This is a genomic window from Enterococcus casseliflavus NBRC 100478 (genome assembly GCF_001544095.1).
In the GTDB taxonomy this organism is placed as follows: Bacteria; Bacillota; Bacilli; order Lactobacillales; family Enterococcaceae; genus Enterococcus_D; species Enterococcus_D casseliflavus.
On record NZ_BCPT01000019.1, the window covers coordinates 51087 to 73112 of the forward strand.

The window sequence follows — 22026 nt, forward strand, 5'->3', positions numbered from 1 at the left end:
AGTAAAGGCATAAGTTAATTGCTGGACAATCGTTATATTTGATGTAATAATTAAATTACCTTAACGAGAAGTATTTTAAATCATCTCTGTGTATTGTTTATTTACCCTGACTTCTAAGAGAAGTCAGGGTATTTTTAATACTACAAATAAATCGTTACACTAATATGAAGGGAAGGAGGAGCTTTGTATGACAAGAACTATTGGCTATATACGAACAAGTAAAAACACGCAAGATTTAGGATTGGAAGTGCAAAGGAAGGCTTTAGAAAACTATGAACCAGATGAATTATTTTCTGAACAAATTAGTGGGAGAAAAGAACATCGAACGGAGTTAGAGAAAGCATTGAACCGATTAGAAAAGGGAGATACTTTACTTATTTATAATTTAGCAAGATTAAGCAGGTCGTCTCGACAATTGGTGAATCTGATGTCAGAGTTGAATGAGAAAGAAATTTATCTGAAAAGTATTCAAGAATCGATTGATACCAGAACAGCAAGTGGACGATTATTTTATACTGTCTTAGCTGGAATAGCGGAATTTGAAGCTGAAAATATTAGCATCAGAACAAAGGAAGCCTTAGCTAATACTGACAAGACCTTGGGAAGACCACCAATAAAACAAAGTAAACGTAAGAAAATCATTGTTTTATATAAGGGGAATCATCTATCTTTAAAAGAAATTGCAAACAAATGTGGTGTGTCTGAGAAAACTGTTTATAACATTGCTAAAAAAGCTGGTTTGTCCAGAAAATGAGACTTGATAAATTATCAATCTAAGGGTAACATTATTGGAGGGAAGCAAGATTTTACCGGCAATAAATCAACGTTTTTTACCGACACTGTTTAAAAAAATAAAATACATAAAAAAGACGATTGTATCAACATTTCTGTAGTTGATATGGTGGTCTTATTTTGTTGTGGCAAAAACGTTGAATTTTTACATCGAATAATAGTTAGAAAGGATTGAAATAATGGCGTTAAAGGGCGGAAGGATTTTTCAAGAAATGATAGAAGTACCTGACGAAAAAGAAAAAGGGTGTGGCTGCATTGGTTGGATAGTATTATTAGTAATTGTCATAACCATTTTGATACATGTATTGGATTTTGTTTTCCAACATCTATTTATTTCTTTTTTATTTATTGCTGGAATAGTATACTGACTCGTCAAAACACTGAATTTCAAGGAAGTTTAAATGACCCACAGTTGAAAATTATGGGAGCGGATAAATACACTATTCAACATGAAATTTATGCGTTAACTCAGGTGATTTTTTATATAATGACTGGGAGAAAGAATCTGAATAATAATAAAAATAAAGAAGTAGAGAAGCTTATAGATTCTGGTATGAATGCAGATTTATCTAAAAGAGTAAAATCGTTAGAGGAATTGAAAGAAGTATTCTCGAAAACAGACTGGAGTAGATAAGTTTGAATATCCAGAAAGCTTTAATAGAACTAACGATAAATGGAGTAGTTACTTGTAAACAACTTTCAGATTTTTACAATACTTTCTATACCGACAAGGAATTTACAGATGCAGTGGATTTTCTAGGCGAAAGTATTCAAATAGATATGTCTCAATTAAAAGAGGAATTATATACTTCTGAAGATGCACACGTATTAGGTGTAATAGAATATATGCAAAAGCATTATCCTTCAGCAGTTTTATTCATCAATTTAATTCCTAAAGATAAGAGAAGATTTATTAACTAGTTATTTGAAATGTTTAAATCTCTAATATATGAAATAATAATCAGTTATGTAAAATTTCTAGTATTGCAAAGTAGAAACAATAAATTTCATGTTTCTACCATTATATACTGGAAAATCTAGACATTGTTTGATAAGATGCTAGAGACATAAGAAATGCAGCCTAAAGATTGTAGATAGCTGACCACGTATTTATGATTTCTCGATTGAAAATGCTGATTTATCAGCATTCATTGAGTAGAAGAACAAAAGGAAATTTTAAGTGCTGTTGCAACGAACCGCTGGTGAAATCAAAGGGAATAACTTGCGAAGCAACGTTATTCGATGGTTCTCTTTCACGTACTGACCGTATTGCAAAATACAACCAATTACTACGTATCGAAGACCAACTTGGTGAAGTTGCTGAATACAAAGGCTTGCAAGCTTTCTACAACTTAAAAAATAAATAATCAATTTCATTGATTTGCTCTGATGTTCTGTGGGCGGCTGATTCTTATCAGCTGCCACGACATCAGAGTTTTTTGTTTAATAAAAGTTAAGAGATCTTATAAATAGACAGAAAATAACCATAAGGTTTTAAAGAATCTGCTAAAATTTTTTTAATATAAAATGAAAATAAATGGATGTTTTATGAAAGTTTTCATCGGTATTTTCAAAATGATATTTTCTAACAAGTGAAATTTTGTTGAAGGAGCGGCAAAGGCTTTGGTTAGTTGAGTTGAAACAAAAAGACTTTGGTCACGATCAAAAGAATCTTTATCGATTTTGACTATTTTTTATGAAAATATTATTCTTTTACATTTTGATTTTAAAGAAATCCTATTTCATCTTCACGAATTCGCTTGGAATCAAAAGACAGGTATCAATGGTTTCTCTCACTTTTTTCACAGAATCGAAATTTCATTAGCTTTGCTTTTTTTCTTCTTTCCGATTAGGATAATCACCTGAGTAAAATTTGTTGTTTGGAGGAAGAGAAATGTGTACTTATGTGAAAAAAATAGCTTACCCAATGTTCATGCTGTCCTTACTTATGTTATCCTATTTGGCGCCTTTATTATCAGTCATCACAGCCAATGCGGACACCGAGGAGAATCCCAAAACAATCCTATTTCAAAACGAAAAGGGCACTGCGCAAGTGACCTCATTACCAGATCCTACCACAGGAGAAATCACTTGGACGATCGAGGTAGAAAAGAATCAGCAGTCTGCTGCTAATCAACTAGCATTCAGTTTGAGTGAAGGAGAACAAACGGTTCTGCCAGAATCAATCCAAAGCAACGGCACGCCATTTACATATGATCCGCAAAGACAGCAGCTGATGGAAGAAAGTACTAGCAGCTCCTTTAGCCAAATGACGCTAACGTTTCAAACAAAAGCTCTTGAAACATTGACAATCAAATCCGCCTTTCTTCAAACAGAGGAAGAAAATGGACAAGTGAAAGAAGACATCATCAATTCAACAGATGTAGCAGTTGTTCTACCTGAAAATGAATCCACAGAAGCAACGAGTGCCGAAGCAGTGCTTGCTGACAGTCAGGAACAAACAGGGGCTTCCGAAAAACAGCCTGCAACAAAAAGCAGCGAGTCACAACCACAAGCAGAGTCAACTACCGCATCAACAGCCATAGAATCACCACTTAATACACAAGCAAGTGCACCAGCAGCTTCAAAACTGTCAAGTGGCGGCAGCTTTAAAAATGATGTGCCAGAAGTTGATGACGTACTTCTAGGAGAAGCCCAGTTTTTTCATATTTTTGCTAACCATGCGACGCTAAATACCCACACGAACGGAAACTTAGCAGTGGGAGAACTAAATGGAAATGTCAATTTTGGAACCAGTATTCAGGATGGTTCGTTGGCAACAGAAATCAATTATATTCAAAAGGTCAATACGATCGCAAATTCTTCCTTTGTGTCAGGAACTGATAGCAGAAAAAACAAAGTTGTTTTTGGCCCATCAGTCACAGTAGATTTAGCAGATCAAAATCAACAACCTGCCGTTTTTGTAAATGGACAGAGAATGGATCACTTGAAAACTTCCGAAGTTTTCCAAGATCAATCTGCAAGTGAACCGTATATAGATTTTAAAAAGGTATTTTCAACGTTACAGGCGACGTCAGAAAGGCTAGGAGCCTATCCGCAAACACCCGGTGTAACCAAAGACTTTACTGATAATAATCAGCGGGTCATCAATACCGCCCGTGCTGAAAATGATACGCAAGAGGTTGTGTTGACCTTAACGGATGAACAAGGAAACCCGCTTGATGACGGTGTTTACGAACTTCAAAATAAAAAGACACATAAAGAGGTTGATGAAGAGGTCACAAATGATGATGGACAAGTAATCGAAACGGATCTTCCAGAAGGGGACTATTCCTTTGTTGAAACAGAAGCGCCAGATGGTTATCTAATCGACAAGAAACCAATTTCCTTTTCGGCAGATACTATTGATGAAGAAGATCAAAAGGTAGTCGTTACTCTTTCAAAAACAGAATTAGAAAAAGATACACCCATTACCATCAAAGGGCTAACAAAAGGCACGTCTCCTGTACTCATCAATGTGGATACTGAAGGAGCAAGTACCGTTAATATCAAGTCGCAAATCAAACTAGAATATACAGATGGCACGATGCGCAATAGTCATGAAACAGAAGCGTTTGATGATGCCGTTATCCTGTGGAATTTTATTAATCAGCCAGAAAATCAAATGATTTCGATCAATAGTCCCTTCCAAGGAACGATTTTGGCTGTTGGTGATACAGTTGATGTCCACCAAAATGTTGACGGCAGTATCATTGCTGATACGGTATTGGTCAATGCGGAAACCCACCGCTGGGATCTTCAAGCCAATGAAACGGTTGTACCGATAATCAAATTAGCTGCAATGAATCACCTGCTGTCTCTTGATACAACGACAGTCAGCGGAACCAAAACGTGGGACGATTATGACAACAAATTTAATACCCGTCCGACAAGCATTACGGTTCAATTACTGCAAAATGGTGAAGTGTTCCAAACAAAAACGGTTACCCAAAATAAAGAGGGAGAATGGCATTATGAATTTACTGATCTACCGACAACCGACGAATCTGGTCAGACCTATGACTACGCAATTCAAGAAACACCCGTTGAAGGATACACCACCAAAGTAAATGGCTATGACCTAGTCAACACCTACCGTAATACTGAAACGACAAAAGTATCAGGAACGAAAACATGGAATGACTACGAAAACAAGTTCAACACACGTCCAGAAAGTATCACTGTCGACTTAATGCAAAACGGTAAAGAGATTGACAAACAAATCGTAAAAGCAGTTAACCAAGGCAACTGGACCTATCGCTTTGACGATCTGCCAAAATACGATGCCGAAGGAAAAGCCTATACCTACAGGATCCAAGAAGGAAAAGTTCCAGATTACACCACCAAAATAAATGGCTATAACTTAGTCAACACTTATACAGGGCCAGAGACACCGAAAACCCCGAGTGATCCTAAAAAGCCGCAGGTCCCGTTGTCACCTAAAAAGCCAGATACATCTAAACAACCGGAAGATGACAACAAGAATGACGCAAACCATGCGACTACTGAAAAACGATTGCCTAAGACAAACGAGCGCTCTTCTTATGTGTGGAGTATCCTTGGAAGTATTTTACTCGTTACAAGCGTTGGCATGCTTTATCGACGAAAACATAGTTAACCAATCAAAACTTTGCCCTGACTTCTAACAGATAAGCAGGGCAAAGTTTTTTTTAAAAGTATAGGACTTATTTAAGACCTGCGACAAAACTTTGGCTGAAATCCATTGTAAATGGTAAACTAAAATGAAGGGGGGATCCTATGGTTTGGCTATTGCTACTACTGCTTATTTTTGGTTTTTTGGTGTACTATGTTTATCGCACGTCTGTTTTGAAAAAGGGCGTACGCTATTTTGTTTCGGCGATCATTATGCGAAACAATGAATGGTATGAAAAAGAAGGCAGAAAGAAACTGGGGATTCCATACAAAGAGCGGATCGCAACAAAGAGTTCAGCTTTTTGGGCACAAGGTTCGGATTGTACGGTAACGACCGCCGATGATCTGATCCTAACAGCGGAAGTCTTTGATCAGTGTGCAAAAACGTGGGTGATCTGCTTGCACGGGTATCGCAGTGATGGACAAGCAGATTGTCAAGAGGCAGCCGAGAAATTCTGGTCTGCCGGTTACAATGTTTTAGTTCCTGATTTACGTGGACATGGCCGCAGTGAAGGCAAAGAGATCGGTTTAGGGTGGCTAGATCGGATGGATCTGCTTTTGTGGATCGATAAGATTTTGGAAAAAGACCCACAAACACAAATCTTCCTCTATGGTTTAGGAATGGGGGCTGCGACTTTGCTGCTGGCTAGTGGAGAAGTCATGCCTGTGCAAGTGGCTGGGTTGATCTCAGACAGCAGCTATACGTCCGTTTACAGTGCGATCCGATCAAGCTTGCCGCAATTTTCTCGGTTACCGATCAAACGCTTTTTGCGCTTAGCGAATCGCTATAGCAAACAATTAGTCGGTTATCCCTTCTTGCAGATCTCGGTGACCCGACAAGTCGGCAGCAACCATTTACCTGTGCTGTTTTTACAAGGAGAAAAAGATTCGTTTCTTTCGGAAAAAGAGATCAATACCTTAATGGAAGCAACGGCTGGACCGAAACAAAAAGTCCTCTTTGCGAATATGGGACATTTACAGGCAGTGAAAGATGCACCAGAATATTGGCCAACCGTTTTGCAATTCATTGAGAATATCAAACAAAATACAGACATCGTCTGATAGAAAGGAAGAAAGCAATGGAAATCAAAGAAGAAAATAAACGTTTTGCTTTGTATGATGGAGAAAAAGAGGTGGGAGAAATCACATGGCAAGAAACGCCAGATAATGTTCTAGAAGTAGACCACACCTTCGTCAACCCTGATTATCGCGGCCAGCAATTGGCGCAAAAATTACTCAAAGCGGTTGTTGAAAAAGCAAGACGGGAAGAGAAAAAAATTATGCCTGTCTGCTCCTTTGCGGTCAAAGAGTTCAAAGAAAAACCAGAATACGATGACGTACTCGTTCGCTGATTTGAACGAAAGTGATCTATGAGAAAAAGGCTGTCAGAAAGGACAGTCTTTTTTTAAACCGTCCTGCAACGGGCAATGACAAAAAGAGAGTAGTAATTTCCAGCGGAAAATGCTAAAATGGAAAGGACGACTTTAGCAAGCAAGGAGGAGCTAACGTGTATAACATCTTATTAACTGCTGTGATCGTTATTTCGATTTTAATGGTCATTACGATCATGATGCAGCCTAGCAAGCAAAATAGTGCAGCTAGTGCCTTTACCGGCGGTGCAGATCAATTGTTTGGTAAGCAAAAAGCCCGTGGATTTGAAGCGGTGATGCAGCGTTCAACGGCCATTTTAGGTTTTGTTTGGATGGTCTTGCTCTTTATTTTGGCTTTTCTTTCATCAAACTAATCACTTTGTTAGCGAACCTCTCGTAAAGAGAGGTTTTTTTCTTTTTAACGGGAAGATTTTGATCGCATTTGTCGAAGTATTCTTGCTAACTATGGTAGAATTGGACGTGAGGTGAAAGGAAACATGAAAACATTTAATCAACCAAAACCGGTTTTTGCTGAACACGGCAAACGAGCGGTCATTTTGTTCCATGCCTATTCAGGCAGTCCTAACGATGTGCGCATGCTTTGTCGTTCGTTAGAACAAAAAGACTACACGGTTTATACACCGATGTTTACTGGACATGGTACACCGAATCCAGATGATATCTTAAATCAAGGAATGACTGTTTGGCAGCAGGATGCTGCGGATGCAGTTGCTTATGTGAAAGAAAAAGGCTATGAGGAAGTTGCCGTTCTTGGACTTTCGATGGGTGGGATTTTAGCGATGGATCGTTTGACGCAAGACCCAACATTGATGGGGGGCGGACTGTTTTGTTCTCCATTATTTGAAACCAAGAATGAAGTGCCAGTCAATTTTGAAAAGTATGCGGAAATGGTCATACCCTACGCTGATTTAGATGAGGCGACCCAAAAAGAAATATTGGCAGAAGTCCCTCGTAAGGTCAGAGAACAACTGCAAGGAATCGAAACAGTCGGACAAACCACAGCTGAGCATTTAGGAAAAATCGAGCGCCCAGTCTTCTTGGCGCAAGCAGGAAGGGACCAAATGATCGATCCACAGACGGTTTTCAAAACCGCAGCGGCATTGTCCCATGTTCCCTATACGCTTCAATGGTATCCCGAAAGCGGTCATGTGGTGACCGTGGGACCAGAACGGAAAAAATTAGAGCAGGATGTGTTTGCTTTCTTAGAAACACTTGCTTGGAAAGAGTGAGTTATGACAGAAACGATTAAAACAAAAATCATTCAGTTTCTCGAAGAAAGCCGTAAAAAAAGTTTTTCAATGGAAGAAATTGCTGAAGGTCTAGGACTTCAAAAAAGTACAGACTTTAAGAATCTTGTCCAGACAGTAGCGGCGATGGAACGAGAAGGCAGTGTGATTTTTAACAAAAAAGGCAAAGTGAAATTACCCATGAAACGTGTGTTTGTGGAAGGAACCTTCCGTGCCAATGAGCGAGGCTTCGGCTTTGTCACGTTGGATGAAGAAGAAGACGATATTTATATACCTAAAGAAGCAACAGGCTATGCCATGGACGGCGATACCGTTGCTGTAGACATCGTGCATGTTGCCGATCCTTTTTCAGATCGCGGCGCAGAGGGAAAGGTCGTAGAAATCAAACAACGCGCCATCAGTCAGTTGGTCGGCGAGTTTACATTATTTGACGAAAAAGAGATCGAAGAATCGGATCTATATGGCGTTGTTCAACCTAAAGATAAAAAACTAAGCGATTTAAAGGTGTTTATCGGCGCCCAAGGAATTCGTCCAGTAGACGGCAGCATCGTGATCGTTGAGATCAGCCATTATCCAGAAAAAGGCTATTCGAAAAGCTTAGAGGGGTTGATCACAAAAGTTGTGGGGCATAAAAACGATCCTGGAATGGATATTTTATCGATCGTCGTGGCGAATGGGATTCCCACAAAATTTGAGGAAGAAACCTTGGCAGCGGCAGATGCAGTACCCGATACGATCGATCCTGCTGACTTTCCAGAACGACGGGATTTGCGAGATCAACAGATCGTAACGATCGATGGAGCGGATGCCAAAGATTTGGATGATGCGGTGACGGTAAAAGCATTGCCTGACGGCAGCTTCTATTTGGGCGTGCATATCGCCGATGTTTCTTATTATGTGACAGAAAACAGTGCGTTGGACAAAGAAGCTTTTGAGCGGGGAACGAGTGTCTATCTAACGGATCGAGTGATCCCGATGATCCCACAACGTTTATCAAACGGGATCTGTTCGTTGAATCCGAATGTGCCAAGGTTGGCCATGAGCTGTGAAATGTGGATCAACCAAGAGGGGATCGTCACGGATTACAATATTTTCCAAAGTATTATTCAAACAAGTGCCCGCATGACTTATCAGGCAGTCAATCAAATTATTGAAGACAATGATCCAGAAACCAGCAAAGAATATGCGAAACTAGTACCGATGTTCCATGATATGGCCGCCTTGCACCACGTGTTAGAAACGATGCGCATCAAACGTGGGGCGGTTTCTTTTGAAGACCGAGAAGCAAAAGTCTTGGTCGATGGAGAAGGACACCCGCAAGAAATCGTTCTGAGAGAACGTGGCGTCGGCGAACGATTGATCGAGTCCTTCATGTTGGCAGCCAATGAAACCGTGGCGCGCCATTTCAATCGGAAGCATTTACCATTTATTTATCGGATCCATGAGGAACCAAAAGAAGAGAAAATGCGCCGCTTCTTTGATTTTGCATCTGCTTTAGGGATCGTAGTCAAACAAACCAACGGCTCGATCTCACCAAAACAACTGCAAAAAGTGGTTGAAGATGTCGCGGATAAGCCAGAGGCAATGGTTGTCAATACGATGCTGCTCAGAAGTATGCAGCAAGCGAAGTATTCAGAAGAAAACGTCGGCCACTATGGTTTGGCAGCGGAAGATTATACCCACTTCACGTCACCGATCCGTCGGTACCCCGACTTGATCGTGCATCGCTTGATTCGTTCTTACAGTGAAGATGTCTCTGAAGCCAACCAAAACAAATGGGCGGAAATCTTGCCTGACATCGCCATGCACAGCTCCCAAATGGAACGACGAGCAGTCGATGCAGAAAGAGAAGTCGATGCGCTTAAAAAAGCTGAGTATATGGCCGATAAAGTAGGAGAAGAGTTTGAGGGTATCATCAGTTCCGTCGTTAAGTTTGGCTTGTTTATTGAATTGCCTAACACGATTGAAGGGCTGATCCATATCAATAATCTGAAGCAAGATTACTTCCATTATTTGGAAAACCATCTGGCACTTGTAGGGGAACGGACAGGCTTGACCTTTAAAATTGGTCAAAAAGTTCGTATCAAAGTCGTGAAAGCTGATCCTGAAACAAGAGAGATCGATTTTGAATTGGTAGCAGCAGAAGAAGTCGAAAAACTGCAAGCACCAAAAGCTAACAAACGAAACAACCATCAAAAAAATGAAGCGAACCGTCGCGGGAAAAAGCAACGCAACCCTGAGAAAAACCAAGGGAAACGCTTTGAACAAACCGGTAAAGGCAAATCAAAGAAAGCTGGCAAAGTGAAAAAGAAAAAACCTTTTTATAAAGGAATCAAGAAAAAATAATTGGAGGGATGGCCCGTGCCTAAAGGAGAAGGGAAATTAATCGCCCAAAACAAAAAGGCCCGCCATGATTACACGATCCTCGATACGATCGAAGCGGGGATCGTCTTACAGGGAACAGAGATCAAAGCGATCCGTAACAGTCGGATCAATTTGAAAGACGGCTTTGTACGCATTCGCAATGGTGAGGCATTCTTAGTCAATGTGCATATCAGCCCTTACGAGCAAGGAAACATTTTTAATCATGATCCACTACGGACAAGAAAACTGTTACTGCATAAAAAGCAGATTGCTCGTCTGATTGGCGAAACAAAAAATACCGGCATGACGATCGTTCCATTAAAGGTGTATATCAAGGATGGTTATGCCAAAGTTTTGATTGGTTTAGCGAAAGGAAAACGCGAATATGACAAGCGGGAATCCTTGAAACGCAAAGATCAAGAAAGACAAATTGACCGAGTTCTTAGAAATTTCTAATTTTCTAAGAACTTCTTTTAGAATCCGATAGAGGTTATTGCTTTGAAAATCGCGCTAAATTTGGTAGCATTTAAGGGAAAGCTGTTGATATAACAGGCTTTTTCTTCCACATAGCGACACGGGGATTTTTCATTTAATTTAGGATTTTTAGCATTGTGAGTTTTTTGTCTAATTTTCTTGAAAATGCTTTGAAATTTTCCATTCGTGGTGGTATGATACCGATTGTTATGAGAGGAAACGCATTGTAACACCAGATTTTTTTCTGGAGATGACAGGAAAAGAGGTGAGAAAGATTGGAAGATAAATCGCTTATGTTTCATATCGGTCCTATATGGTTTGATGGAACTGTAGCTATGATGACAATCATTTCTTGTATTATTGTTTTTTTGGTGGTCTTTATTTGTACACGTAATCTGCAAATGAAACCGAAAGGGAAGCAGAACTTCATTGAATGGGTCATTGACTTTGTTCGCGGTATCGTAGCGGACAATCTACCAGGATCTCAAGTGAACAACTTTCATTTGCTCGGTGTAACAATGTTTCTTTTTGTGTTTGTGGCAAATGAGATCGGGTTAGTCACAAAAATCGTGACGACAGATGACATTACCTTATGGAAAAGTCCGACAGCAGACCCGTTTGTTACACTGACACTCGCACTTATGGTTATTTCCTTGACACATTTCTTTGGGATCAAGTCGTTGGGCTTCAAAAATTACTTGATCAATTCGTACTTGAAACCGGTGGGGTTCTTATTGCCGCTAAAAATCATCGAAGAATTTACGAATGTCATCACGTTAGGCTTGCGTTTATATGGAAATATATTCGCAGGGGAAGTGTTATTAGGATTGATTGCCAACATGTTTATTAGTCTTGGTTGGTGGTCATTACCGATCGTGATGCCGCTAGAAATGATCTGGATTGGCTTCTCACTCTTTATTGGAGCGATCCAAGCTTATGTATTTGTTACATTGACCATGGTATTTATGAGCCACAAAATCGTGGCAGAACATTAATCGAATCGACATACAATTAGGAGGAAAAAAGAATGAACTTTATTGGAGCAGGACTAGCAATTATCGGAGCAGCAATTGGTGCAGGATATGGTAACGGACAAGTAATCGCAAAAACGATCGAATCAATGGCACGCCAACCTGAAATGTCAGGTCAACTACGTTCAACAATGTTTATCGGGGTAGCGTTAGTCGAAGCTGTACCGATTCTAGGGGTAGTTATCGCGCTGTTATTAGTCTTCCGATAAGACAAGCACGAAAAGGCAGAAACGAACAATTGCACTCGTTTTTGCTTTTTTCTAATGAAACAATGACTTTCAGAAAGGAAGAATCGTTATGCTAAATCAGTTGGTTATAGCGGAAGTTCAAAATCCAATGCTTGGCAATATTATCGTTGTCAGCGGATCAATTCTTCTTTTGCTATTCTTATTGAAACATTTTGCATGGGATGCCATCAGCAGCATGATGCAAAAACGGGAAGATAAAATCGCCAATGATTTGGATTCAGCGGAACAATCACGCTTGAATGCAGCAAAATTAGAAAAAGAACGCCAAGAAAAATTGGCACGTTCTCATTCTGAAGCTGCGGAGATCATCAAGAGCGCCAAAGATAGCGGGGAATTGAGTCGGCAAAATATTTTGAGCGAGACCAAAGAAGAAGTGGCTCGTTTGAAAGAAAAAGCAAACTCAGATATCACCCTTGAAAAAGAAACTGCGTTAAAAGAAGTGAAAGATGATGTTGCAGAACTTTCGCTTCAAATCGCAGAAAAAATCTTAGGCCGCGAATTGACTCCCGAAAATCATGAATCCCTAATCAATCAATATATCGAAGGATTGGGTTCAGTTAATGAAACTCGATAAATTCACAGTGGGAAAACGCTATGGAAAAGCCTTGTTCGAATTGGCGATGGAAGAACAGCGCTTGACAGAAGTTTACCAAGAATTAATGACCTTGCGTCAGATTTATCAGGAGATTCCAACATTCGGTCAGATCGTGACGGATAACCGCTTGGATCTCCATGAAAAAAGACAATTAGTCGATCAATTGCTGAAGGGCTTTGAAGGCTTGGTCAGAAATTTCTTAGAGATCGTTTATGAATATGATCGCATGGATGATCTATTGCTGATCATTGATGAATACGAACGTCGTTACGATGAATATCAAGGTCTTGTTCTCGGAACGATCACAACGGCTGTTGCTTTGTCAGCAGAACAAAAAAGCAAAATCGAAAAGCAAATCGCCGATAAGCTTGGGTACAAGCAGGCACAATTGAAAGAAACGGTCGATCCAACGATTTTAGGCGGAGTCATCGTTGAAGCAAATCATCAAGTGATCGACGGTAGTATTAAGAGCCAACTGGATTATCTGCGACAAAAAATCGGCAGATAAACAAGAGATAAGAGGTGAATCGGATGGCCATCAAAGCAGAAGAAATTAGTGCCTTGATCAAAGAGCAAATTAAAAATTATCAGAACGAACTTTCTGTAGAAGAAATCGGTACTGTCACATATGTTGGGGACGGGATCGCCCGCGCCCACGGTTTAGAAAATGCCATGAGTGGAGAACTGCTTGAGTTTTCAAACGGTTCTTATGGGATGGCACAAAACTTAGAATCAAACGATGTCGGTATCATCATCCTAGGTGATTTTGAAACCATTCGTGAAGGAGACAAAGTAAAACGAACCGGTAAAATCATGGAAGTTCCTGTCGGCGATGCATTAATTGGCCGGGTAGTGAACCCATTAGGGCAACCGATCGATGGCTTAGGTCCGATCGAAACAGACAAATCACGCCCAGTTGAAGCAGCTGCACCAGGTGTAATGCAACGGAAATCCGTATCGGAACCAATGCAAACAGGGTTGAAAGCTATTGATGCTTTAGTACCAATCGGTCGTGGCCAACGGGAATTAGTCATCGGTGACCGGAAAACCGGGAAAACAACGATTGCGATCGATGCGATCATTAACCAAAAAGGGCAAGACATGATCTGTATCTATGTCGCTATTGGTCAAAAAGACTCAACGGTTCGTGCACAAGTAGAAACATTACGCCGTTACGGTGCACTTGATTACACGATCGTTGTTTCAGCAGGTGCTTCACAACCAGCACCATTGCTTTACATCGCACCTTATGCCGGGGCAGCAATGGGAGAAGAATTCATGTATAACGGCAAACATGTTTTGATCGTCTTTGATGACTTATCAAAACAAGCAGTCGCTTACCGTGAACTTTCTCTCCTTCTACGCCGTCCGCCAGGTCGTGAAGCATACCCAGGGGATGTCTTCTACTTGCACTCTCGTTTATTGGAACGTGCAGCGAAATTAAGTGATGAACTAGGTGGCGGATCAATGACGGCACTGCCGTTCGTTGAAACGCAAGCGGGGGATATCTCAGCCTATATCCCAACCAACGTGATTTCTATCACAGATGGACAAATTTTCTTAGAAAATGACCTATTCTATTCAGGTGTGCGTCCTGCCGTAGCGGCTGGATTGTCCGTTTCACGGGTTGGTGGTTCTGCACAGATCAAAGCGATGAAGAAAGTTGCTGGAACCTTGCGTTTGGACTTGGCAAGTTACCGCGAGCTAGAAGCCTTCACACAATTTGGGTCTGATCTAGATGCTGCGACACAAGCCAAATTAAACCGCGGTCGTCGTACCGTTGAAATCTTAAAGCAAAAACTACATGAACCATTGGCAGTCGAAAAACAAGTCGTGATTCTTTATGCGTTGACGCATGGATTCATTGATAGTGTACCTGTCAATAAACTATTGGACTTTGAAGCAGAATTATTTGAGTATATCGAAGCAAACGCAGCAACGATTTTTGAAACCATTCGGACAACGAAAGACTTGCCAGAAGAAAGCTTGTTAGATGACACCATTAAAGCATTCAAAGATATTTTCATGGCATCCAACAGTTCTCGGGTGACACCGCAAGATAAAATATCGACAATGCAAAACGCATAAAAGAGGTGAGAGAAAATGGCTGCTTCATTAAATGAAATCAAGCAACGAATTGCCTCAACAAAGAAAACCAGCCAAATCACAAAGGCCATGCAAATGGTTTCAGCTGCAAAATTAACAAAATCTGAAGCTCATTCGAAACAGTTTCAAGTGTATGCCAACAAAGTACGTGAAATCGTTACGCATTTGACTGCGCAGCAGCTTTCCGATCTTGCAGGTTCTGGTCCTAAAGATGGTGTGAACTATAACAGTATGTTGGTTAGTCGTCCGGTCAAACGCACAGGCTATATCGTCATCACTTCTGATGGCGGTCTAGTGGGCGGCTATAATAGTTCCATCTTAAAACAAATGATGACCATGCTGGATGAAGACCATGCAAAAGAAGAAGAGTATGTCATGATTGCCATTGGTGCAACTGGCGCTGACTTTTTCAAAGCACGGGGCATCAATTTGGCGTACGAGTTAAGAAACCTTTCGGATCAACCAAGCTTTGATGAGGTACGTAAAATCGTAACATTGGCAACCACGATGTACCAAAACGAGGTCTTCGATGAATTATATGTGTGTTATAACCATCACATCAATTCATTGACTAGCCAATTTCGTGTGGAGAAAATGTTGCCGATATCCGATTTAGATCCTGAAGAAGCCGAAAGTTATGAACAAGAATACTTGTTTGAACCTTCCAGAGAAGCGATTTTGAATCAATTACTGCCTCAATACGCTGAAAGCTTGATTTATGGTGCGATTGTTGACGCAAAAACAGCCGAGCATGCTGCCGGAATGACAGCGATGAAAACAGCAACAGATAATGCCAAAAATATTATTGGGGACTTGACGATCTCATACAACCGAGCGCGCCAAGGAGCGATCACCCAAGAAATTACTGAAATTGTGGCGGGGGCATCCGCGTTAGAATAGTTTCAAGAACGAATGGAGGAATACGAATGAGTTCAGGCAAGATTGTTCAAGTCATTGGTCCCGTTGTTGACGTGGAATTCTCTCTAGACCAATCATTACCAGATATCAACAATGCGTTGATTGTTTACAAAAAAGATGAGCAGAAAACAAAAGTTGTGTTAGAAGCTGCCTTAGAACTTGGCGACGGCGTTATCCGTACGATTGCCATGGAATCAACAGATGGCTTACAACGAGGAATGGAAGTAATCGATACAGGCGCCTCCATTTCTGTTCCAGTTGGGACAGAAACCTTAGGACGGGTGTTTAATGTCTTAGGGGACACCATCGATTTAGAAGCGCCGTTCCCTGAAGAAGCACCCCGCAGTGGGATTCACAAAAAAGCACCTGACTTTGATGAATTGTCAACAAGTACGGAGATCCTTGAAACTGGGATCAAAGTTATCGATTTGTTAGCCCCTTATTTAAAAGGGGGGAAAGTTGGACTTTTCGGTGGTGCCGGTGTTGGTAAAACCGTCTTGATCCAAGAATTGATCCACAACATCGCCCAAGAGCATGGTGGGATCTCTGTCTTCACAGGTGTTGGTGAACGGACACGTGAAGGAAATGACCTTTATAATGAAATGAAAGAATCTGGCGTTATCGAAAAAACAGCCATGGTGTTTGGACAAATGAACGAACCACCAGGTGCTCGGATGCGGGTAGCCTTGACTGGTTTGACATTAGCCGAGTACTTCCGTGATGTGGAAGGACAAGACGTGCTCTTGTTTATCGATAATATCTTCCGCTTCACTCAAGCAGGTTCTGAAGTATCTGCCTTACTAGGTCGGATGCCGTCTGCCGTTGGGTATCAGCCAACATTAGCAACTGAGATGGGGCAATTACAAGAACGGATCACATCGACGAAGAAAGGTTCCGTTACGTCTATTCAAGCCATCTATGTCCCTGCCGATGACTACACTGACCCAGCACCTGCGACTGCTTTTGCCCATTTGGATGCAACAACCAACTTGGAACGTAAATTGACCGAACAAGGGATCTATCCTGCCGTTGATCCACTGGCGTCTTCTTCTAGTGCGTTAGCACCTGAAATCGTTGGTGAAAAACATTATGAAGTAGCGACTGAAGTACAGCATGCGTTACAACGTTATCGGGAATTACAAGACATCATCGCCATCTTAGGGATGGATGAACTGTCTGATGATGAAAAAACCTTAGTTGCCCGCGCACGCCGCATTCAATTCTTCTTGTCACAAAACTTCCACGTAGCGGAACAGTTTACGGGACAACCTGGTTCTTATGTGCCAGTTGAAGAAACCATCAAAGGATTTGCAGAGATTCTTGAAGGAAAATATGATGATCTTCCAGAAGAAGCCTTCCGCAGTGTTGGACGAATTGAAGATGTCATTGAAAAAGCGAAAAAAATTGGCTATTAATTAACCAGCCTTGAAGAAAGAGGGGAACCTCATGGATCAATTTTTAACAGTCAATGTGGTGACACCTGCTGGTTTGGTTTACGATCATCACGCGAAAATCGTGGTTGCACGTACGACAGATGGTGAGATCGGTATTTTGCCGCATCATGCCCCAATCATCGTTCCATTGACGATTGATGAAGTCCGGGTCAAACGGATTGATTCAGATACCCATGTCGACTGGGTCGCTGTCAACGGCGGTATATTAGAAGTGCGAGACAATGTTGTCTCGATCGTAGCCGATAGTGCGGAACGTGATCGTGACATCGACGTTTCACGTGCAGAAAGAGCAAAACAGCGTGCAGAACGCCAAATCGAAGAAGCCAAACAAGTCGAAGATATCGACCAGCTTCGGCGCGCAACGGTTGCTTTGCACCGCGCCATCAATCGAATCAACGTGTCAAAACATTCCTAAAAAACAAGGGCTTCTTGCCTTTGTTTTTTTGTTTCTCCAAGAAAACGTTTTAAAAACTTTTTAAAGTCTTTTCATGAAGGTTTCAAGAAAGATTATTTTTTATCTTGACATCTTTGTGGTATGATAGGAATGTTCAATTATGAAAAAAGGAGCAGAAAGTATGCAAGTGTATGGAATTGATGCAATCATTCGAATCGTGAGTCATTTAGCGTTCATCTATTTAGCATTTTGGGCATTGCAATCTGTGCGGATCGATGCTTTTTTTAAAGCCTTACGAACGACTCAGATACGAATGGTCATGGTGTTTCTTGCGATTGCATTAGGCTACACCGCCAGTACTTTTTTCCTTGAGTTGATTGCGTTATGTCGTAATTTATTTTTAACAGGTTTTTAAGAATTTCATTAATATATGCAAAAACACCGAATATTATGCTATAATTGGCAAGATTTGTGTGAGTCACTGCATTATTTGGAGGGAACATAAATGGAAGAGATGATCGTTCAAGGTGGTAATCGATTAACTGGAACAGTGAAGATCGAAGGGGCAAAAAATGCTGTTCTACCTATCTTAGCGGCAAGCTTATTAGCGGAAGAAGGAACAACGACATTAACAAATGTACCGATCCTTTCCGATGTATTAACAATGAAAGAAGTGATTCGGCATTTAAATGTCGCAATCGATTTTGAAGAAGAAAACAACACAATGACGATCGATGCGTCACAAGAATTAGCAATCGAAGCACCGTATGAGTATGTGAGCCAAATGCGCGCTTCAATCGTAGTCATGGGGCCTTTGTTAGCCCGTAATGGACATGCCAAAGTGGCAATGCCTGGCGGCTGTGCAATCGGCAAACGACCAATTGATTTACATTTGAAGGGATTTCAAGCACTAGGCGCGCAAATCATCCAAAAAGATGGATACATAGAAGCGATCGCCGATGAGTTAAAAGGCAATAGCATTTACTTGGATTTCCCAAGTGTCGGCGCAACGCAAAATATCATGATGGCTGCCGTAAAAGCTAAAGGCATCACCATCATCGAAAACGTCGCTCGTGAGCCAGAAATCGTTGATTTAGCAAACATTTTGAATAAAATGGGTGCCAAGGTCTTTGGTGCAGGAACCGAAACGATGCGTATTGAAGGTGTCGAACACCTGCATGCAGTAGATCATTCGATCGTGCAAGACCGTATCGAAGCAGGAACCTTTATGGTTGCAGCAGCGATGACTCAAGGAGACGTTATTATTAAAGATGCGATCTCAGAGCACAATCGTCCATTGATTTCAAAATTGATCGAAATGGGTGCAGAAGTGACTGAAGTCGCTGAAGGGATTCGTGTGGTCGGACCAGAACGCTTGAAAGCGACTGATGTAAAAACGATGCCACATCCAGGTTTTCCTACGGACATGCAAGCGCAAATGTCTGCTATTCAATTATTAGCGCAAGGAACGAGTGTTGTGAATGAAACGGTATTTGAGAATCGTTTCCAACATTTAGAAGAAATGCGTCGCATGAATGCCCATGTAAAAATTGACGGCAACGTTGCAGTGATCGAAGGCGGTCATGAATTACAAGGTGCGCTGGTCTATGCGACAGATTTACGTGCCGCAGCAGCGTTGATTTTATTAGGTTTGCGTTCAACGGGACGGACGCGTGTTCGCAATCTAAAATATTTGGATCGCGGCTACTACAAATTCCACGAAAAATTGCAACAATTAGGGGCATCTGTTGAACGAGTTTCTGACGCAGTAGAAGAAGTCGTACCAGTTAACGCCTAATAGGAGTAGGAGAGAAAAAAAGTGAAGTTGAACCGTTATATTTTAACTAGCTTGATAAAAATTTTAATCGTCATTTTATTAGCTATTTTATTGTTCCTAGCAGGAACGATGATTGGTTATGGAGTGATCGGTGACGGCAGTCCTTTTAAAGTATTCTCTCCAAGTCTTTGGAATCATATCTTTGAGTTTATGAAATAAACCATAACTAGGACTTACGCCACGTGCTGAGTCCTAGTTTTTTCTATCTATCTTTACTGAATCGTACGCTAAAAAGAAAGGCTGGCAAGGAATGAGTAAACTTTTGATCGGCTTTGTTCGTTTCTATCAACGTTTTATTTCCCCATTATTTCCTCCTAGCTGTCGTTATTATCCGACTTGCTCAGGATACATGATCCAAGCCATCCAAGTCCATGGAGCAGCCAAAGGAGGCTTGATGGGGGTAGCTCGTATCTTACGCTGCCATCCCTTTGTAAAAGGCGGAATAGATTACGTACCCCAGACGTTTACTTTAAAACGAAATACGAAAGACAAAGTCAAACCAACGTACCGTTATCGGAAAAGTTAAAAGGAATCAACAGAAATATAAAAAAGGAGCCAAAAAGCCATGATTCGTCCAATCGCCCCTAATGAAGCGTATCCTTGGGCGTTGCTGCTGGATGCAGATCCTGATAAAGCAGTCGTAGAAAGCTATCTATATAATAGCCAAACACTTGTTTATGAAGAAGCTGGAGAAATGATTGGTGTGCTAGTTTATCAAAATCAAGGCAAGAACTGGGAGATTATGAATGTGGCCGTTTCGCCAGAAAAGCAAGGAATGGGCATCGGTCGTCAATTGCTGCAAGCTGCCGAAGAAGCGATCCTCAGTCAGCGCCTCGGGGCAAAACGGCCGATCGTAGTGATCAAAACTGGTAGTCTGCCCTCTGCAGCCTTGACTTTGTACCAAAAGCAAGGCTATGTTGAAAAAGAGCGGGTGAAGAATTATTTCACCACCCACTATGTCGAACCGATTTTTGAGAATGGGCAGCAGCTGTTCGATCAAGTGATTTTGGAAAAACAACTCTAATGGATGAAGAGACAGTCTAAGTGAATGAGACTGTTTTTTTCGGCTCTTTGTCAATAAGGACTGATGAGTTGTGCAAAATCAAATCTGGGTCAGAATGAACCTCATTCTGGCTCAGATTTTTTGTTATCTCACTTTGATTAATTGATTGATCAAAAAGATTCTAATTCTCATGTTCTCGAATGATTTAAATCCGTAGGATACTCGTTTCATTGTCTTTATGTGGGTATTCTTCGCTTCTATTTTTCCATTGGAATAAGGATAGATCATTGCGTTGGTGATGCCTTCTTCATGGGTAAGAAGGTTTTGAAGCTTTTCCCGAAAGCTGTCATCTAACGTTTCGGGAAGTTCTGCCAATAAGGAGAAAAATAAGTCAGGGTCTTTGTCTCGAAAGGCTTCAACTAATTCATGAAAAAAGGGATACGCCTCCTTTAGGGGCGGAGAAAACTCAAGCAATCGATCAATCATCATTGCTTCAGTAAGAAATGGGTATTTTGGTGCTCGGAAACTTTTCCATGTTTTGTATTCATAATGGTTGATGTTTGCACGATTTTTTAGCAAAAAGCGCCAGTTCTTTTTCAGTTTTTCTGCCTGGCTTTTCTGTCCGGCTTTACGAAGTTCATTCATTTCACGGATACGCAACTCATTGAACGCTTGATTCATGTGTTTGACAATATGAAACCGATCAATCACTACTTTCGCATTTGGCAGAACACGTTTGGTGAGCTGAAAGTAGGCGGCGTTCATGTCTGTCACCAAGAATTCTACTTCTTCCGGATTGGTACAACCTAAGAAATAGCTTGTTAATCGGGGTAATTTACGCGTAGGCAAAACATCTATTAATTTTCCTGTTTCGCCATCTGCGCAAATAAAGCTCATTTTATCTTCTATGGAAGCATGCGAACGAAATTTATCAACCATCAATACTCTTGGGAGAATCTTCTTAGATTGCTTTGGTAAATAGCTTTTAAACTCTTTCAATGTACGAATAACGGTGGTCAAAGATACCTGACAGCTTTTCGCAATAAAAGATAAAGATACTTTTTCAGTCAGTAAAGAAGCAATTTTATATCTAACATGATTTGCGATTGAATGTCTGGGTTGGACAAAATAACTTTGAGCAGTCCAATGGGTGCGACAGTTTTTACAGGTATAGCGCTGCTTTTTTAGGCGCATAATCAAAGGCATATGATTGTATTGTTCAAAACGGACAATCGTTTCCTTCTTCCCATTTTTCACTATAATTGCTTTTCCGTTTCCATCTACCACAGTAGAACCACAACTTCTACAAGCACGAGGAGTAGGCGAGAGAACAGCATCGACGACCAACGTCTTTTTCTTCTGAAGGGTCTCGTAAGAGACCTCTGTAATCATCAAATCTTTCTCTATTATTCTCAGCATTTTTTTGATAGAATCATTCATATAGCATATCGTCCTCTCAGTTGTTTATTTTGTGGTGATTTAATCATACTAGAGAACGATATGTTTTTTAATACCTAAA

The 22026-nt window shown here is 40.9% G+C and carries 24 protein-coding genes and 1 pseudogene; 24 read left to right on the plus strand and 1 reads right to left on the minus strand.

The features are described from left to right. The first annotated feature begins 187 nt into the window (after positions 1–187). From ECA1_RS14225 to ECA1_RS14335, 24 genes and pseudogenes are all read left to right on the plus strand, one after another. Positions 188–754 (plus strand): recombinase family protein, encoded by a 567-nt coding sequence (locus ECA1_RS14225; protein ID WP_060792842.1) that lies wholly within the window; start codon positions 188–190, stop codon positions 752–754. Between the two features lie 297 nt (positions 755–1051). Further along, a complete protein-coding gene (locus tag ECA1_RS17935) occupies positions 1052–1426 on the plus strand; it encodes a hypothetical protein (RefSeq protein WP_236596117.1) in 375 nt (124 codons plus the stop codon). 2 nt (positions 1427–1428) lie between these two features. Next, positions 1429–1713: a hypothetical protein gene (locus tag ECA1_RS14240; protein WP_060792845.1), complete on the plus strand. Its 285-nt coding sequence runs from the start codon at positions 1429–1431 to the stop codon at positions 1711–1713. A 323-nt stretch (positions 1714–2036) separates the two neighbouring features. Beyond that, a pseudogene (locus ECA1_RS17300) lies at positions 2037–2159 on the plus strand (hypothetical protein); the annotation flags it as partial. 527 nt (positions 2160–2686) lie between these two features. Then, the gene (locus tag ECA1_RS14245; protein WP_060792846.1) at positions 2687–5410 is read left to right on the plus strand and encodes a Cna B-type domain-containing protein; all 2724 of its coding nucleotides are present in this window, start codon (positions 2687–2689) and stop codon (positions 5408–5410) included. A 140-nt stretch (positions 5411–5550) separates the two neighbouring features. Beyond that, on the plus strand, positions 5551–6507 hold the full coding sequence (locus ECA1_RS14250) for an alpha/beta hydrolase (protein WP_015510185.1): 957 nt from the start codon (positions 5551–5553) through the stop codon (positions 6505–6507). A gap of 17 nt (positions 6508–6524) precedes the next feature. Then, the gene (locus ECA1_RS14255; RefSeq protein WP_060792847.1) at positions 6525–6797 is read left to right on the plus strand and encodes a GNAT family N-acetyltransferase; all 273 of its coding nucleotides are present in this window, start codon (positions 6525–6527) and stop codon (positions 6795–6797) included. Between the two features lie 155 nt (positions 6798–6952). Beyond that, on the plus strand, positions 6953–7189 hold the full coding sequence (gene secG / locus ECA1_RS14260; RefSeq protein WP_005228700.1) for a preprotein translocase subunit SecG: 237 nt from the start codon (positions 6953–6955) through the stop codon (positions 7187–7189). Positions 7190–7312: 123 nt separating this feature from the next. Continuing rightward, complete coding sequence (locus tag ECA1_RS14265; protein ID WP_060792848.1) at positions 7313–8065, plus strand: alpha/beta hydrolase; 753 nt, start codon at positions 7313–7315, stop codon at positions 8063–8065. Between the two features lie 3 nt (positions 8066–8068). Further along, positions 8069–10429, plus strand: a complete 2361-nt coding sequence (rnr, locus tag ECA1_RS14270; protein ID WP_060792849.1) for a ribonuclease R — start codon at positions 8069–8071, stop codon at positions 10427–10429. 15 nt (positions 10430–10444) lie between these two features. Beyond that, on the plus strand, positions 10445–10903 hold the full coding sequence (smpB, locus tag ECA1_RS14275) for an SsrA-binding protein SmpB (protein ID WP_008380870.1): 459 nt from the start codon (positions 10445–10447) through the stop codon (positions 10901–10903). A gap of 293 nt (positions 10904–11196) precedes the next feature. Beyond that, positions 11197–11916 (plus strand): F0F1 ATP synthase subunit A, encoded by a 720-nt coding sequence (gene atpB, locus ECA1_RS14280; RefSeq protein ID WP_008380872.1) that lies wholly within the window; start codon positions 11197–11199, stop codon positions 11914–11916. A 32-nt stretch (positions 11917–11948) separates the two neighbouring features. After that, positions 11949–12161 (plus strand): ATP synthase F0 subunit C, encoded by a 213-nt coding sequence (gene atpE / locus ECA1_RS14285; protein ID WP_005228705.1) that lies wholly within the window; start codon positions 11949–11951, stop codon positions 12159–12161. 88 nt (positions 12162–12249) lie between these two features. Then, complete coding sequence (atpF, locus tag ECA1_RS14290; RefSeq protein WP_005228706.1) at positions 12250–12774, plus strand: F0F1 ATP synthase subunit B; 525 nt, start codon at positions 12250–12252, stop codon at positions 12772–12774. Further along, entirely contained in the window at positions 12761–13303 is a 543-nt protein-coding gene (locus ECA1_RS14295) for a F0F1 ATP synthase subunit delta (RefSeq protein WP_010749797.1), read from the plus strand. Before atpF ends, ECA1_RS14295 begins: the two co-directional genes overlap by 14 nt. A gap of 23 nt (positions 13304–13326) precedes the next feature. Beyond that, on the plus strand, positions 13327–14883 hold the full coding sequence (gene atpA, locus ECA1_RS14300) for a F0F1 ATP synthase subunit alpha (RefSeq protein ID WP_005228708.1): 1557 nt from the start codon (positions 13327–13329) through the stop codon (positions 14881–14883). A gap of 15 nt (positions 14884–14898) precedes the next feature. Next, positions 14899–15801 carry a F0F1 ATP synthase subunit gamma gene (locus tag ECA1_RS14305; protein ID WP_005228710.1) on the plus strand — a complete coding sequence of 301 codons (903 nt, stop codon included), beginning with the start codon at positions 14899–14901 and terminating at the stop codon, positions 15799–15801. A gap of 26 nt (positions 15802–15827) precedes the next feature. Then, positions 15828–17234 carry a F0F1 ATP synthase subunit beta gene (gene atpD, locus ECA1_RS14310; protein ID WP_005231864.1) on the plus strand — a complete coding sequence of 469 codons (1407 nt, stop codon included), beginning with the start codon at positions 15828–15830 and terminating at the stop codon, positions 17232–17234. 31 nt (positions 17235–17265) lie between these two features. Next, complete coding sequence (locus ECA1_RS14315; RefSeq protein ID WP_005228716.1) at positions 17266–17688, plus strand: F0F1 ATP synthase subunit epsilon; 423 nt, start codon at positions 17266–17268, stop codon at positions 17686–17688. Between the two features lie 160 nt (positions 17689–17848). Then, positions 17849–18082 carry a DUF1146 family protein gene (locus ECA1_RS14320; protein WP_008380880.1) on the plus strand — a complete coding sequence of 78 codons (234 nt, stop codon included), beginning with the start codon at positions 17849–17851 and terminating at the stop codon, positions 18080–18082. A 90-nt stretch (positions 18083–18172) separates the two neighbouring features. Further along, positions 18173–19465, plus strand: coding sequence for a UDP-N-acetylglucosamine 1-carboxyvinyltransferase (gene murA / locus ECA1_RS14325; protein WP_016608772.1), 1293 nt, complete (start codon positions 18173–18175; stop codon positions 19463–19465). A 21-nt stretch (positions 19466–19486) separates the two neighbouring features. Next, positions 19487–19663, plus strand: coding sequence for a DNA-directed RNA polymerase subunit beta (locus ECA1_RS17305; protein WP_005228723.1), 177 nt, complete (start codon positions 19487–19489; stop codon positions 19661–19663). A 91-nt stretch (positions 19664–19754) separates the two neighbouring features. Then, positions 19755–20030, plus strand: coding sequence for a membrane protein insertion efficiency factor YidD (gene yidD, locus ECA1_RS14330; protein ID WP_016608771.1), 276 nt, complete (start codon positions 19755–19757; stop codon positions 20028–20030). Between the two features lie 39 nt (positions 20031–20069). After that, positions 20070–20528 carry a GNAT family N-acetyltransferase gene (locus tag ECA1_RS14335; RefSeq protein ID WP_010749792.1) on the plus strand — a complete coding sequence of 153 codons (459 nt, stop codon included), beginning with the start codon at positions 20070–20072 and terminating at the stop codon, positions 20526–20528. 123 nt (positions 20529–20651) lie between these two features. Here ECA1_RS14335 and ECA1_RS14340 read toward each other — a convergent pair whose 3' ends face one another. Beyond that, positions 20652–21947, minus strand: coding sequence for an ISL3-like element ISEfa11 family transposase (locus ECA1_RS14340; protein ID WP_060792850.1), 1296 nt, complete (start codon positions 21945–21947; stop codon positions 20652–20654). Positions 21948–22026: the final 79 nt, after the last annotated feature.